The 14,750-nt window shown below is 72.9% G+C and carries 11 protein-coding genes; 4 read left to right on the top strand and 7 right to left on the bottom strand.

Going from position 1 to position 14,750, the window contains the following annotated elements:
• Window positions 1-37 precede the first annotated feature (37 nt).
• Genes ACIHFD_RS11705 through ACIHFD_RS11695 form a run of 3 tightly spaced genes read left to right on the top strand, consistent with a single transcriptional unit; the run spans window position 38 to window position 4,610 of the window.
• The gene (locus ACIHFD_RS11705) at window positions 38-1,183 is read left to right on the top strand and encodes an acetate/propionate family kinase (RefSeq protein ID WP_397366764.1); all 1,146 of its coding nucleotides are present in this window, start codon (window positions 38-40) and stop codon (window positions 1,181-1,183) included.
• Window positions 1,180-2,445 (top strand): erythromycin esterase family protein, encoded by a 1,266-nt coding sequence (locus ACIHFD_RS11700; RefSeq protein WP_397366763.1) that lies wholly within the window; start codon window positions 1,180-1,182, stop codon window positions 2,443-2,445. Before ACIHFD_RS11705 ends, ACIHFD_RS11700 begins: the two co-directional genes overlap by 4 nt.
• Before the next feature lie 32 nt (window positions 2,446-2,477).
• Window positions 2,478-4,610 carry an ATP-dependent RecD-like DNA helicase gene (locus ACIHFD_RS11695; protein WP_397366762.1) on the top strand — a complete coding sequence of 711 codons (2,133 nt, stop codon included), beginning with the start codon at window positions 2,478-2,480 and terminating at the stop codon, window positions 4,608-4,610.
• A gap of 61 nt (window positions 4,611-4,671) precedes the next feature.
• Here ACIHFD_RS11695 and ACIHFD_RS11690 read toward each other — a convergent pair whose 3' ends face one another.
• The 6 genes from ACIHFD_RS11690 to ACIHFD_RS11665 form a co-directional block, all read right to left on the bottom strand.
• Entirely contained in the window at window positions 4,672-5,022 is a 351-nt protein-coding gene (locus tag ACIHFD_RS11690; protein ID WP_397366761.1) for a hypothetical protein, read from the bottom strand.
• Window positions 5,022-7,595, bottom strand: coding sequence for a hypothetical protein (locus ACIHFD_RS11685; RefSeq protein WP_397366760.1), 2,574 nt, complete (start codon window positions 7,593-7,595; stop codon window positions 5,022-5,024). The genes ACIHFD_RS11690 and ACIHFD_RS11685 overlap by 1 nt, the downstream gene beginning before the upstream one ends.
• Window positions 7,596-7,694: 99 nt before the next feature.
• Entirely contained in the window at window positions 7,695-8,855 is a 1,161-nt protein-coding gene (locus ACIHFD_RS11680; RefSeq protein WP_397366759.1) for a hypothetical protein, read from the bottom strand.
• A 143-nt stretch (window positions 8,856-8,998) separates the two neighbouring features.
• A complete protein-coding gene (locus tag ACIHFD_RS11675; RefSeq protein WP_397366758.1) occupies window positions 8,999-9,859 on the bottom strand; it encodes an FG-GAP-like repeat-containing protein in 861 nt (286 codons plus the stop codon).
• 146 nt (window positions 9,860-10,005) lie between these two features.
• Window positions 10,006-12,933, bottom strand: coding sequence for an FAD-binding and (Fe-S)-binding domain-containing protein (locus ACIHFD_RS11670; RefSeq protein ID WP_397366757.1), 2,928 nt, complete (start codon window positions 12,931-12,933; stop codon window positions 10,006-10,008).
• A gap of 31 nt (window positions 12,934-12,964) precedes the next feature.
• Window positions 12,965-13,504, bottom strand: a complete 540-nt coding sequence (locus tag ACIHFD_RS11665) for a DUF892 family protein (protein ID WP_397366756.1) — start codon at window positions 13,502-13,504, stop codon at window positions 12,965-12,967.
• Between the two features lie 133 nt (window positions 13,505-13,637).
• Between ACIHFD_RS11665 and ACIHFD_RS11660 the strand changes: the two genes are divergently transcribed.
• Window positions 13,638-14,180: an RNA 2'-phosphotransferase gene (locus ACIHFD_RS11660; RefSeq protein ID WP_350727740.1), complete on the top strand. Its 543-nt coding sequence runs from the start codon at window positions 13,638-13,640 to the stop codon at window positions 14,178-14,180.
• On the opposite strand, the gene ACIHFD_RS11655 is transcribed toward ACIHFD_RS11660, so the two are convergent.
• On the bottom strand, window positions 14,159-14,743 hold the full coding sequence (locus ACIHFD_RS11655) for an NADAR family protein (RefSeq protein ID WP_397366755.1): 585 nt from the start codon (window positions 14,741-14,743) through the stop codon (window positions 14,159-14,161). The two genes, ACIHFD_RS11660 and ACIHFD_RS11655, sit on opposite strands and share 22 nt — an antisense overlap.
• Window positions 14,744-14,750 lie beyond the last annotated feature (7 nt).

The raw sequence follows: 14,750 nt of genomic DNA, 5'->3' as shown, positions 1-14,750 counted from the left end.
CCGTTTTGCGCCTGGGATGAGGGGTAGCCGAGCGGGCATGGGCGTGTCGATCGACGAGCAGGTGACGGAGTCGGCGGCGATACTCACTGTCAACGCCGGGTCGTCGAGCCTCCGCCTGGACCTGGTGGAGGGCGGTTGCGTGCTGGACTGCGTGCGCACCGAGCGCGCCGTCGACCCCGGCTCGGCCAGGAGGGAGCTGTCGTCGTTCCTCGGCGGGCATTTCGGGCGCGACATCCGCGCCGTGGCGCACCGCCTCGTGCACGGCGGCGATCTCGTCCGCACCCCGACCGTGGCCGACGACGAGACGGCCGACGGGCTGCGGGGCCTGACGAGCCTGGCGCCGCTGCACCTGCCGCCGGCGCTGGCCCTGCTGGACGCGGCCCGCGCGGAGCTGCCGGCCCTGCCACACGTGCTCTGCCCGGACACCGCCTTCCATGCCGGCCTGCCGGAGGAGGCCGCGGTCTACGCGCTGCCGCTGTCCTGGCGGGAGAAGTACGGGCTGCGCCGCTACGGCTTCCACGGCCTGTCGTACGCGTGGGCGGCCGACCGGGCGGCCGAGCTGCTCGGCCGGCCGCCGGCGGAGCTGGACCTCGTGCTGACGCACCTGGGCGGCGGCTGCTCGGTGTGCGCGGTGTCGGGCGGGCGCAGCCTGGACACCTCGATGGGCTTCACCCCGCTGGAGGGGCTGCCCATGTCCCGGCGCTCGGGCAGCGTGGATCCCGGGATGCTGATGTGGCTGCTGGGGCCGGGCCATCTCACGGTGGATGAGCTGAGCGAGGGGCTGGAGCGCCGCTCCGGCCTGCTGGGGCTGTCGGGCGGCTTCTCGGGGGACACGCGCGAGCTGGTGGCGGCCGCGCGGGAGGGCGACTCGGCCGCGGAGCTGGCGCTGGAGGTGTTCAGCCACCGGGTGGCCAGGGAGATCGCCGCCGCGGCCACCTCGCTGCGGCGGATCGACGCGCTGGTGTTCACCGGGGAGATCGGCTGGGACCAGCCCGAGGTGCGCGAGGCCGTCTGCGCCCGCCTCGGGCTGCTCGGCATCGAGCCTCCCTCGCTCGGCAACCGCCACGACGACGGGTCGGTCAGCGCGTACGACGCGGCCGTCCCCGTCATGGTGGTGCAGGTGCGCGAGGAGCTCCAGCTGGCCCGCGAATGCCTGCGCGTGCTCGCGGAGGAGGACGAATGACGGTTCTCGACGAGGTACGCCGCTCGGCGCTGCCGCTGACCGGCCCGGGGGACCTCGACCCGCTGATGGAACGCGTGGGCGAGGCGAGGTTCGTGCTGATCGGCGAGGCCAGCCACGGGACGCATGACTTCTACACCTGGCGGGCGGAGCTGACCCGCCGGCTGATCGCCGAGAAGGGATTCGGTTTCGTCGGGGTCGAGGGCGACTGGCCCGACTGCGAACGGGTGCATCGGGCCGTGACCGGCGACACCGATCCCTTCGAGGCCCTCTACACGTTCGAGCGCTGGCCGACGTTCATGTGGGCCAACGAGGAGGTCGTGCAGTTCTGCCGGTGGCTGCGGCGCTACAACGCCGCGCTGCCGCGCGAGGAGCGCTGCGGCTTCCACGGCCTGGACGTCTACAGCCTGTGGGACTCGCTGCGCGCCGTGCGCCGCTACGCCGCCGCCCGGCTGCCGCACGAGATGGAGCCGGTCATCGACGCGTTGTACTGCTTCGAGTCCTACGGCCACGACCCGCAGCAGTACGGCCTGGCCACCCGGCTGGTCCCGGAGGGCTGCGAGGACGAGGTCGTGCAACTGCTCCAGGCCGTGGTCCGCGCGGCGCCCGGCGACGAGCAGGGCTTCAGCGCGCGCCAGAACGCCGAGGTCGTGGCCGGGGCCGAGCGCTACTACCGCTCCATGATGCGCGGCGGCCCCGAGTCCTGGAACGTCAGGGACGTCCACATGGCCGACACCATGGCCCGGCTCGCGGACTTCTCCGACGCCAAGGGCGTGGTGTGGGCGCACAACACCCACGTGGGCGACGCCCGCGCCACGGACATGGCCGCCGCGGGCATGACCAACCTCGGGCAGCTGGCCCGGGAGCGGTACGGCGACGACGCGGTGCTGGTGGGGTTCGGCACCCACCGCGGGTCCGTGGTGGCCGCGACCGCCTGGGGCTCGCAGCACCACGTCATGCGGGTGCCGCCGGCGCGGCCCGCGTCGCTGGAGGCGCTGCTGCACGAGGCCGTCGTCGAGCCCGAGGTGCTGTTCGTGGTCCCGCCCAAGTGGTCCAGGCCCGCCTGGTACGACGAGCCGATGGGGCACCGGGCGGTCGGCGTCGTGTACCACCCCGAGCGGGAGCTCAGGGGCAACTACGTGCCCACGGTGGTGGGCGGCCGCTACGACGCCTTCATCTGGCTGGACGAGACCAGGGCGCTGCACCCGCTGCACGGCGAGCCGTGGGGCGACGCCGAACCTGCGACATACCCGACCGCCATGTGACCTTGTCGGTGCCAGGTGGTTGGATCTGCGGTGTGGAGGCGTCGGTCGAGCAGCTCGTCTACGTCCGGGAGGACGAATACACCGTCGCGCGCATGAGCGCCGACGGCGAGCCCGACTTCGTGGCCACCGGGCGGGCGCTGGCGGGGGCGCAGCCCGGCGAGACGCTGCGGATCTTCGGCGAGTGGGGCCGCCATCCCCGCTACGGGCGACGCTTCGCGGTCAGCGGCTGCGAGCGCATCGTGCCCTCGTCGGTCCGGGCCATCCGGATCTACCTGGGGTCGGGGCTGATCAGGGGCATCGGGCCGCGCCTGGCGTACGCGATCGTCGACCACTTCGGCGAGGCCACGCTCAAGGTGATCGACAGCGAGCCCGAGCGGCTCACCGAGGTCGTCAACATCGGGCCGCTGCGGCAGGGGCAGATCGTCCAGGCGTGGCAGGAGCAGAAGGCGATCGCCGCGCTGATGGTGACCCTGCAGGGGCTGGGGGTCAGCCCGCTGCTGGCGGCCAAGATCTACCAGGTGTTCGGGCAGGACGCCGACGAGGTGCTGGCCACGGACCCCTACCGGCTGATCGGGCGGGTGCGGGGGATCGCGTTCCGGATCGCCGACAAGATCGCGCTGCAGTCGGGGGTGCCCGAGCGCAGCCCGCAGCGGGTCAAGGCGGCGCTGCTCGACCGGCTGGAGGCGGCGGGCAGCCGCGACGGCCACTGCTTCGTGCCGGTGCCCGCGCTGGTGCGGGAGACGGCGGAGCTGATCGAGCAGGACCAGGAGCTGGTGCGCCCGATGATCGACGCGCTCGTGGCCGACCGCCGGGTGGTCGTGGAGGCCGCGCCGGGCCAGCCGGGCCAGGCGGTGGCGTACGCCAAGCACGTGCATGGCCGGGAGGCGGCGCTGACCGAGCAGATCGCCCGGCTCATGCGGGCCCGCTCGACGCTCCCCCTGCGCGCCTTCCCCGACGACCCCGGGCTCCACGAGGACCAGCAGGCCGCCGTCAACATGGCTCTGACCAGCACCGTCTCCATCATCACGGGCGGTCCCGGGTGCGGCAAGAGCCACACGGTGAAGGCCATCGCGACCACGGTCAGGGCGGCGGGCGGCACGGTCACGCTCACCGCGCCCACGGGCAAGGCGGCCAAGCGCCTGTCGGAGCTGACCGGGCTGCCGGCGATGACCATCCACCGGATGCTCGCCCGCCAGCCCGATCCCGACCCGGAGACGCTGTTCGACGAGACGCCGTCGCAGGCCGACCTGATCGTGGTGGACGAGGCGTCCATGCTCGACCTCCACCTGGCCACCCGGCTGACCGCCGCCGTGCCGTCCGGGAGCCATCTGCTGCTCATCGGCGACGGCGACCAGCTGCCCAGCATCGGGCCCGGCGACGTGCTCGCCGACCTGCTGCGCGTCGAGGCGGTCCCGCGGGTCCAGCTCACCCACGTCTTCCGGCAGGCGGGCGGCAGCGGCATCATCGACGCCGCCCACCGCATCCGCGCCGGCCGGCTCCCGGTCAGGACGGCCGGCGGCGGGTTCTGGTTCGAGGAGCTCGACGATCCCGCCCAGGTGGCGCGGCGGGTGGCCCACCTGGCGATGGTGGCGATCCCGCGCAAGCAGAACGTCGAGCCCGACCAGGTGCAGGTGCTGTGCCCGATGCGCAAGGGCGAGACGGGCGCCACCGCGCTCGGCCGCCTGATCCAGGACCAGCTCAACCCGGCCGCCGACGACAAGCCGGAGCACTGGTCGGGCGCGTCGGTGTTCCGGGTGGGCGACCGGGTCATGCCGATCCGCAACAACTACGACAAGGGCGTCTTCAACGGCGAGACCGCCACGGTGACGGCGGTCGTGCAGGAGGAGCGCACGATCGAGATCCTGACCGACGACGGTGAGCGGGTGCGCTACGGCTTCGACGAGCTCGACGACCTGACCCACGCCTACGCGATCAGCGTGCACCGGTCGCAGGGCAGCGAATACCCGTTCGTGGTGGCGCCCGTCGTGGCCGAGTCGGGCGGGATCATGCTGCGCCGCAAGCTCCTCTACACGCTGGTGACCAGGGCGAAGGCGTGGGTGGTGCTGGTGGGCCAGCGGGAGGCGCTGGAGCTGGCCGTCCACCGGATCGGCCACCGGCGCAACACCGGCCTGGCCCGCCGCCTGGCCTCCGCCCTGGAAAGCTAGCCCTGGACGGCCGGCCCGGCGGCCGCCCTCGTCCGGGACGAGGACGGCCCCCGGTCTCAGCTCAGGTGGCTCCCTTTCCGCCGGCGGAGCCGGCCACGTCCTCGGCCATGAGGGCCAGGACCTTGACATGGCCGATGGTGAAACGCCGAGCACCTTCGGGCTGGGTGAGCGCGAGGCTCGACTCGGCCGCCGGCACCAGCGGCCCGCGCAGGGCTCGCAGGATCTGCGCGCGCCCGGCGTCCGGCAGCCCTCTCAGGTCGACGCTTCCGAGACCGGCGCTGAGGACCAGCGAGAGGTGCTCTCTGGTGGCCGCGTCCTCGATGGTTTCCAGCAGGAATTCGACCACCCACTCGAACACCCCGAACGACGCGGTCCATGCGTACTCGTCGGAGACGAAGATGTCGTTCGCCATCAGCCACCCACGATGAAGACGTTGCGTCCCAGCGGTTCGATGAACGCCTTCACCGTCGCGATCTGGGCGGACGAGAGCAGAGAGACGTCGACCGGCACGAACTGCGCCTTCCCCAGATGCGACTGAATCTGGCCCTGCAGGCTCGGCCAGCTCCGCTCGAAGAACTCCGAGGTGAGACCGCTGCCCACCGCGTCGTAGGACCGCCCGTACTGGTCGAACCAGTCCTCGCTCGTGCCGTTGGACCGGCTGAGCCGCACGCCGCGCTCGGACTCGATGCGGAGTGCGGTTTCCATCTCGGCTCTCCTGAATCCCTTCTGCGCCGCGTCCCAACCTAGCGCCCTGCGGCGTACCAACTCCACGAACTCGGCTCTGAGGCTGCCGAGCGAGACCTTGGCGCCCTCGAGCGCCTCGAGCTCGCGCACCGCCTGCGCTTCGAGCCCGAGCACGGTCGCCTGGTCGAGGCCGGCCTCGGCCTCCAGGCCCGCCACGGCCTCCTCGGCGCCGACTCCCGTGCGGATGGAGTTCCGGAAGGCGAACACGCTCTTCGCGATCTTGCCGATGACCACCGGGCCCAGGATCTCGCCGGCCACCCAGGCACAGCCCGAGGCCTTGAAGTTGGCGCAGTCGATGAAGTCGCCGAGCACGGCGTGCACCAGGTTGTTGAACGACTCCTGGATCACCTTCCGCACGTCCATGTGCAGCGTGCGGTGCTCGATGAAGTCGACGTCCTTGACGAGCAGGTTGTAGCGGGTGCACTCCGCTTCGGTCGCGCTCGTCATCTGGCACGTCGCGAGGTTGTAGTACACCGTCCCGTGGATGTGCAGCGGGATGTCGATGTCGCAGGTCCCGTCGCCGCCCCAGCCGGTGGTGCACGACCCGTTCCAGGAGTCCACGGTCAGGTCGGTCGCCACCTCCGTCAGCGCGAAGCCGCCGTCCCAGGTGGCGATGCGCTGGGTGTCCCGGGTCTGCTGGCGGGCCTGCGCCTCGGCCCTGATCGCCGCGGCCTGCGCCTCCTCGGCGCTCTGCCGCGCGTTCTTGGCGGCTTCCTCCGCGGCGGTCGCGTCCGCTTCCGCCTTGGAGGCGACGTCGCGGGCGGTGGCGGCGTCCTGTTCCGCGGCGCTGGCGGCGTCGCGGGCCGATGCGGCGTCCCGTTCGGCCTCGTCGGCCGAGTCGCGGGCGTCGCCGGCGTAGCCTTCGGCGGCGGTGGCGGCCTTGTCGGCGGCCGCGGCGTCTGCGGTGGCGCGGCGGTCGTACTCGACGGTGTTGGCCTCGGCCTTCACCGCCGCCTTGGCCGCCGCTGCCGCCTCGTCCGCCGAGGCCCGCGCCTGGGCGAGGGAGGCCACGGCCTTGGCCGCGGAATCCGCCGCGTCGGCCGCCGCGATGGCGGCCGCCTTGGCGTCGGCGTCGGCCTGGGCCGCCAGCGCCGCGGCCTCGGCGGCGGCCTTCTTCGCCTGGGTGGCCTTGGCCTGGGCGACGGCGGCCTGCTGGGCGGCCAGCGTCTTGGACGCCTGCGCGGTCAGCACGGCCAGGCCCGCCGAGGCGTCGGTCTCCTTGTACGGGGAGCCGAGCTCGATGGCGTCGTTGGCCGGCTTGATCACCTGGACGGACGAGTCGCGGGCGGCGAGCGCCGCCTGGGCGGTGGCGTAGGCGAACCCGGCGGTCTTGACCGCGCTGACGTGCGCGGCGTCGGCCTCCTTGCGGGCGACGACGGCGTCCATCTTGGCCCGTACCGCGTTGGCCATGGCGGTCTCCGCGTACTGCTCGGCGTCACGGACGTTGATGGACGCGTCCCACGACGCCTTGATGGCGTCGGCCGCCGCGGCGTGGGCCTTCTTGACCGCCGCGTTGGTGATCGTCACGTCGCGCTGGGCCGCGTCGGAGGCGGACCTGGCCCGGGCCGCGGAGGCCTCGGCCCGCGTGGCCGCCTCTCGGGCGGCGGACGCGGCCGCGGTGGCCTGGTCGGCGGCGGCGCGGGCGTTGGTCGCGGCGGTGGTCGCCCGGTCGGCCGCGGAACGCGCCTGGGTGGCGGCGGTCCTGGCCCCCTCGGCGGCGTCGGTGCCCTCGGCGGCCGCGGCGTACGCCTCGCGGGCGGATGCCTTGGCCTGCAGGGTGTCCCGGGTGCTCTCGGCCTCCAGGGCGGTGGTACGGGCCGCGGCCGCCTTACGCTCGGCCTCCAGCGCCACTTCCTTCTTGTCGGCCGCCGTGGCGCCGGCGCCCTGGGCGGCGCTCAGCGCGTTGGCGGCGTTGGCGCGTTCGCTCACGGCCCTGGCCTCGGCGGCGGCGGCGTTGGCGCGCTGCTCGGCGGCGATGTTCTTCTGCCGCTCCGCGTTGTCGCGCTCGGACTCGGCGATCTCCCGCTTGGCGCGGGCGTCGTCGGCCGCCGCCTTCGCCGTCTGCTCGGCGGCCTCAGCCCTGGCCTGGGCGTTCTTGGCCTTGGTCGCGTTCTCGGCCGCGAGAGCCGCCTGCGCCGCGGCGCCGTCGGCGGCGGCCTTGGCCTGCGCGGCGGCCTCCTCGGCGGCCATCCGCCGGAACTCCGCCCGCGAGGCGTGCGCCTGCGTCTCGGCCAGCGCCATCAGCGTCTTGCTGTCGGCGGCCGAGGCGCGGGTGGCGTTGCCCGCGGTCTCGGTGGCCTTGGAAACGGCCTGCGTGGCGGCGGCCGAGGCGCGGGCTACCTAGACGGCCTGCTGTCCGTAGAGCAGGCCGCGCCCCCGTGGCAGCCCGGCGGCGTCGGCGATCGCGTACGCGGCCTGCTGGGCCGTGACGGCGGCGGTGGCGTGCCGCTGGGCCGACTGCGCGGCCCGCGAGGCGACGAACACCCGGCCCAGAGCCATGGCCTGGGCCTTGACGATGTCGTTCTTGACCTTGGCGAACTCCGCCGCGCTCGGGTAGGACAGGTCGTCCGGCGACTGCTTGAGCCAGTACGCCTGCCATTCGGTCAGCCGGCTGGCGATGATCGACTGGCCCAGCGCCTCGCCCAGGGCCTGGGAGGCGACCTGGAGGTCGGCGGCGGCCCCGGCCTCCTCGTTGAGGATGGTGTCACGCTGGGCGCGCTGGCCGTCGACCTCCTGCTGCCATTCCTGCGAGGCGGCGGCGAACTCGGTGCTCAGCACCTCGTGCGGGTCCGGCGGGTTGGCGGTGGTGCAGGAGGCGTAGCGGGCCTTGAGGTTCTCGACGTCGACCCGGAACTCCATGCTGTCCGGATCGGGCGCGCCGGTCGGGAAGCCGCCGCGCTCCAGGAAGGCCCGCGCGTCGTCGGCGTACATGGGGTGGTCGGCGGTCAGGTCCTTCCACGCCTGCCGCCCCTCCTCGTCCTCGCCGCCGGCGGGGTATCGCTCCTCGGCGATCTTGTTGACCGCGTCCACGGACTCCTTGGCGGCCCGCGGGGTCTGATCGGCGTAGAAGTCGTCCTCGTGCTGCCAGTACTGGTTGGAGATCCAGGTGGACAGGCCCACTTTGGTGAACGGGTTGTCCTTCTGGTCGATCCGCTGGAACTGGACGTCCGTGTAACCCTTCGGGGGCGGGACGGCGAGCGACCCCTCCCAGACGTAGTGCCGGTCGTTGAGCTCGTCCAGCTTGGCCCCGGTCCGCTCCTCGTCCTTGTCGAAGGCGGCGTGCAGCGGGGTCGGCGGGTCGGCCCAGTAGTCGTCGGCGGCGTTGCGCAGCAGGACGTCGTCGGTGCCGCCCAGCCCGGCGCGGGCGACGGATTTGAGGTCCTGGCCGCCCCTGCGTTGTGCGGTGGTGAGCAGGCACTGGGCCGCGCGCACCGACGCGGCGTGCGCGAGGTCGTACTCGGCGGCGTAGGCGGCCGCCGGCCCTACGCCCGGCAGGGGCACGACCTGCGCGGAGAGGACGGTGATGGAGGCGAGGGTCGCGGCGGCAGCGCGAAGCCATCCCGATAAAGGGCCCGATAAAGGGTGCCGAGATGTGGTGGTGAACATGGTCAGCTTTCAGCCGTTGGTTACGGGGACGGGTGCGCTCAGAAGAAGGCGTTGAAGGCGTTCCAGCCCGCGTTGCCGATCTTCTCCTTGGCCGCGAAGGGGGCCGAGGCGACGCCGGTGCCCTTGAACAGCCAGAGCGCGCCGGCGGAGTCGCGGGCGATCAGGTCGGCCTTGCCGTCCCCGTTGTTGTCGCCGGTCGAGACCAGCGCGGTGTAGGCGTCCCAGCCGGTGCCCGCGCTGACGCGGGCGCCCAGGATCTGGTTCTCGGTGACGCCGCCCGTTCCCGGATAGATGTAGAGGGTGCCGGCGGTGGTCCTGGCCAGCAGGTCGTTCTTGCCGTCACCGGTGTAGTCGCCGTATCCGGCCAGGGCGTCCATGCCGTTCCAGCCGGCGGTCCCGGCCTGCACGCGCGCGGCGAGCCCGCCGTCGGAGCGGCCCGGGTACAGCCACAGGGCGCCGGCCGCATCCCGCGCGATGATCTCGGGCGAGGCGCTGCTGCCCAGGTTGCCCGGGGTCATGATCAGGTTGTACTGGTCCATGGTCGAGGCGACCGGCATGGTCGAGGTGCCGCGTTCGGCGGTGTAGTAGAGCTCGCCGCCCAGGCGGAAGAACAGGTCGTTGCCGGTGCCGTTCTCCGAGGTGGTGGCGCGCATGATCGCGGTCGCCGCGGAGAAGCCGCCGCCGAGGTCGACGGGGGTCTGGAGGCCGCCGGTGCCCTTGGGCTCGTAGGCGAGCAGGTGACCGTCGCTCGCCCTGCGGACGAACAGGGGCAGCATCGGCGCGCCCGCCGCGCTGGCGGACGCGGCGGGCGCGGAGAGCAGCGAGCCCAGGACGGTGAGCAGAGCCAGCGCCGCCAGCGTTCTGGTACGGACTGGCGCCCAGCGTAAGAATGTGGACATTCGACGTGACCTCGTATGAGGAAGAGGTGAAAGGATCTTTCAGGACGGACCCGACCGTTGCGCAAAGCGCTACCGGATTGCTTCCGTTGTGCTTCCCGCGGGCGGCGTACTCGCTCTGCCCGCAGGAAGCACCACGGAAGGGTGGCTCAGCCGCGTTCCGGGCGCGACAGCGACGTGGCCAGGAGCTCGGCCAGGTGGCGGGCCTGGCGGCCGGTGCGGGAGGCGGCGATCTGGGTGCGGCAGGAGAAGCCGTCCGCGAGGATCGCCTGGTCAGGGCCCGCCGCCCGGACGGCGGGCCAGACGGACTCCTCCGCGCAGGCCACCGAGACGTCGTAGTGCGAGCGTTCGAACCCGAAGTTCCCGGCCAGGCCGCAGCAGCCCGCGTCCAGGACCTCCGTGCGGATGCCGAAGCGGTCGAGAACGGCGCGGTCGGCGTCGTACCCCATGATGGCGCTCTGGTGGCAGTGCACCTGCGCCACCGCCTCCCCGCCCGGGGAGGCAGGGCGCCAGTCGGGCGCCCGCGACTCCAGCAGCTCGGCGAGCGTCAGCGTGCGCTCCGACAGCAGCCGCGTGTCCGGCGTGTTCAGCAGCTCCGGCCCGTCGGCGCGGAACACGGCGGTGCAGCTCGGCTCCAGCCCCACCACCGGGATCCCGGACTCCGCCCACGGCCGCAGCGCGCGCACGCTGCGGGCCAGCACCCGCTGCGCGACCCCGAGCTGTCCCGTGGAGATCCAGGTCAGCCCGCAGCACAGCGCCACCGGTGGCACGTGCACCTCGAACCCGGCCGCCTCCAGCACGCTCACCGCCGCCTGCCCGATGTGCGGGTCGAAGTTGTTCATGAACGTGTCCGCCCACAGCACGACCTTGCCCCGCGTGCCGGGCCGCGCCGGGCCCCGCCGCTTGAACCAGTCGGTGAAGCGCTCGTTCGCGAAGCGGGGCAGCTCCCGCTCGGCCGCGACCCCCGCGACGGCCTTGACCAGCCGCGACAGGCCCGGCGTGTGCGCCAGGGCGTTGAGCGGGCCGGGCATGGCGGAGGCGAGCGCCGCCCACATCGGCATCCAGCCCATGGAGTAGTGCTCGCGGGGCCGGATCCGGCGCCGGTAGTGGTGGGACAGGAACTCGGCCTTGTACGTGGCCATGTCGACGTTCACCGGGCACTCGGACCGGCAGCCCTTGCAGGCCAGGCACAGGTCGAGCGCGTCGCGCACGGCGGCCGAGCGCCAGCCGTCCGTGATCAGCTCGCCGCGCACCATCTCCCCCAGCAGCCGGGCCCGTCCCCGCGTGGAGTGCTCCTCCTCGCGCGTCACCCGGTAGCTAGGGCACATCACCCCGCCCTCGAAGGTGTCCTGGCGGCACTTGCCGATCCCGACGCACCGGGTGGCGGCGTGCCCGAACCGGCCGTGGTCGCCCTGGTAGTCGAAGGACTTCTGCCGGGGCTCCAGCGGGTAGAAGTGCCGCTGGGCGAGGTCCTGGTCGAGGCGGTTGGGATGGACGACCTTGCCGGGGTTCATCCGGTTGCGCGGGTCGAAGACGGCCTTGAACCGGCCGAACGCCTCCACCACCTCGTCGCCGTACATGCGCGGCAGCAGCTCGGCCAGCGCCTGCCCGTCGCCGTGCTCCCCCGACAGCGAGCCGCCGAAGGCGGCCACCAGGTCGGCCGCCTCCTCCGCGAACGCCCGGAATCGGGCGATCCCGTCGTCGGTGTGCAGGTCGAGCGGGAGCCTCCCGTGCACGCATCCCTGTCCGAAGTGCCCGTACAGCGCCGAGTCCGCGTAGCCGTGGCGGCGCAGCAGTTGCTCGTAGTCGCGCAGGTACGTGCCCAGCCGCTCGGGCGGCACGGCCGCGTCCGACCAGCCCTCGTACGTCTCCCGCCCCTCCGGCGGGTACGCCTCCACGCCCAGGCTGGCCTCGCGCCAGCGCCACAGCTCGTCCTCCTTGGCCGGGTCGCCGAGGAAGGTGTGGGTCGCGTGCTGCCCCACGTCGCGCATCAGCCCGTGCGCCCGTTCGAGCGCCTCCTCGGCGGTGTCGCCGCCGAACTGCACCAGCAGCCACCCCCGCCCCTCCGGCAGGTCGCGGAGCGCGAGATCGTCGGGGCGCTCCTGGCGGGCGAGCCGGCACATCCGGTCGTCCATGGCCTCCAGCGCCAGCGGCTGGTGCCCGGCCACGGCGGGGACGGCGTCGGCCGCCGCGAAGATGTCCTCGAAGCCGAGCACCGCCAGCGACCGCGCGGCCGGCCTCGGCACCACGGCCAGCTCGGCGCGCAGCACGGTCACCAGCGTGCCCTCGCTCCCGACGAGGGCGCGGGCCAGGTTGAAGCCGTTCTCGGGCAGGAGCTGGTCGAGGTTGTAGCCGGAGATGCGCCGCTCCAGCTTGGGGAAGCGGGTGCGCACCAGCTCCATGGTGTCGTCGCGCAGCTCGCGCAGCTGCCGGTAGAGCTGGGCCGGCCGCCCGCCCTCGGCCTGGATCCTAGCGTACTCGTCGTCGTCGGTCGGGCCGACCCACATGCGCACGCCGTCGTAGGTGAGGATCTCCAGCCGCAGCACCGACTCCGACATCTTCCCGTACGCCTGCGCGGACGCCCCGCACGAGTTGTTGCCGATCATGCCGCCGATGGTGCAGGTCGGATGGCTGGACGGCCGGGGCCCGACCATCAGGCCCTCCGGCTCCAGCACGTGGTTCACCGCGTCCAGCACCGCGCCGGCCTGCACCGTGATCCGCCTGCCCGTGACGTCCACGGACTCGACCGAGCCACAGTGCTTGGACCAGTCGATCACCACGGCCACGTTGCAGCACTGCCCGGCCAGGCTGGTGCCACCGCCCCGCGACAGCACCGGCACGTCGCGGGAGCGGCACGCGGCCACTGCAGCCACTCCGGCGTCGAGCGTGTAGGGCACCACGACGCCGATGGGCACCTGCCGGTAGTTGGAGGCGTCCCGCGCGTAGGCGGCGCGGCTGCCGGTGTCGAACCGGATCTCGCCGTCGACCGTCTCCTCCAGCCGCCGCTGCAGCGGCTCCACGTCGATCTCGAACGGCCGGCGCGGGCGCGCGGCCGGTGTTCTGATCAGGCTGTCCATAGCTTCGCCCGCCATCGTCCGCCGCCCGGCCCTAGACGCCGAGCAGATCGGTGAGGTCGTCGGCGTGCTCTTCTTCCTCTTCGAGGATCGACTCCATGAGCCGCCGGGTCGTCGGATCGCCCTCGCCCAGCCAGCGGATGATCTCCTGGTAGGTGGAGATGACGATGCGCTCGGCCCAGAGGTTCGCCTCCAGCAGGCCGCGCAGGTCGGTGTCGGCGGGGACCTGGTAGTCGGTGTGAGAGCGCTGCACGAGGCTGGCGGGGTCGAAGTCGGGCTCCCCGCCGAGCTGGCTCACGCGTTCGGCGGCGCGCAGCGCGTGCTGCAGCTCCTCCTGGGCATGCTCGGTGAACTCCGCCGACACCTGCGCCCGGTCGATCCCCTTGGCCGAGATGGCGTGCCTGGTGTACCTGAGCCAGCACACCACCTCGGTCGCGATGACGTCGTTGAGGATGTTGATGACCTTCTGCGGGTCGTGCCCGAAGGTGCCGGTGATCGGACCTTCGTCCATCTTCTGGCGCACCTGGTCACGGATCCTGGTGACGTCCAGCACGAAGTCGTCGGTGTGGCTCATGTCTGTCCTGTCCTTCCCCCGGCAAGGAGTTCCCCCAGGTCAAAGGTAACTTTGCGGGACGTCGCAGGCGGGCTGCGACACCCGGGGACAGCCACGTCGAAACCCGGTTGACGGGCGCGGGATCATGGCGGTGATGGACGAACGACGCTTGATACGCGTTTCCAAATATCTGGCCAGGCACCTGCGGCACGACCCGGGGCGCATCGGCCTCACGCTGGACCCGAACGGGTGGGTGCCGGTGGACACCCTGCTGCGGGCGGCGGCCGAGCACGGGTTCCCGATCACCGCCGCGGAGCTGTGGAAGGTCGTCGAGGCCAACGACAAGCGGCGCTACGCGATCGAGGACGGCCGGATCCGGGCGAGCCAGGGGCACTCGGTGCCGGTGGATCTCGACCTGCCCGCCGTGCGGCCGCCCGAGGTGCTCTACCACGGCACCGTGGGCCGGTTCCTGGCGGCGATCAAGGAGGAGGGGCTGCGGCCCATGAACCGGCACCACGTGCACCTGTCGCCCGACCGGGAGACGGCGACGCGGGTGGGGGCCCGGCGGGGCGTGCCCGTGGTGCTGGTGGTCGCGGCCGGGGCGATGCACGCCGGCGGGCACGAGTTCCGGGTCAGCGCCAACGGGGTGTGGCTGGCCGACCACGTGCCGCCCGGCTACCTGCGGTTCCCCTCCTGACGGCGGGCGCGCAGGGTGTCGCGGGCGGCCATCAGCGCGAAGCCGAGCAGGTTGGGGCCCTGCCACGCGGCCGGTGACGCGGCCCGCTCGTCCGAGGCCGCCAGCCCGATGCCCCACACCCGGTCCAGCGGGCTCGCCTCCACCAGGACCCGGCCTGACGTGCCGAGCAGGAACTCCGCCAGGTCGTCGTGCGCCCCGAACTTGGCGACGTTGCCGCGCACCACGATGCCGAAGCGGTGGGTGTCCCACGTGGGCTCGTCGAAGCCCCGTACGGTCCGGCCCAGCGCCTTGGCCTCGCCCGGGTGGCCGGCCTCGAGGATCTTGTCCGCGCTCTCCCCGTCGCCGAACAGCCACGCCTTGTGCGCCATCATGTAGTGCTCGGCCGAGGCGTACGTGTGGCCGTCCTCCGTGAAGGTGACCGGCCACCACTGGCTGAGGCAGCCCGGTCCGACGCCGCCGTCGCGGGCGGGCTGGTGGCCCCAGAAGTACAGATATTTGACGTGCCGGCCGGATCGCTCGGCGGCGATGGCCTCGTCCACGGTCATGGGAAGTTCGTCGGACATGTCCCCA

This window comes from Nonomuraea sp. NPDC051941, from assembly GCF_044593615.1.
Note: the sequence above shows the minus strand (reverse complement) of the source record. Positions and strands in the feature narration are given on the sequence as shown.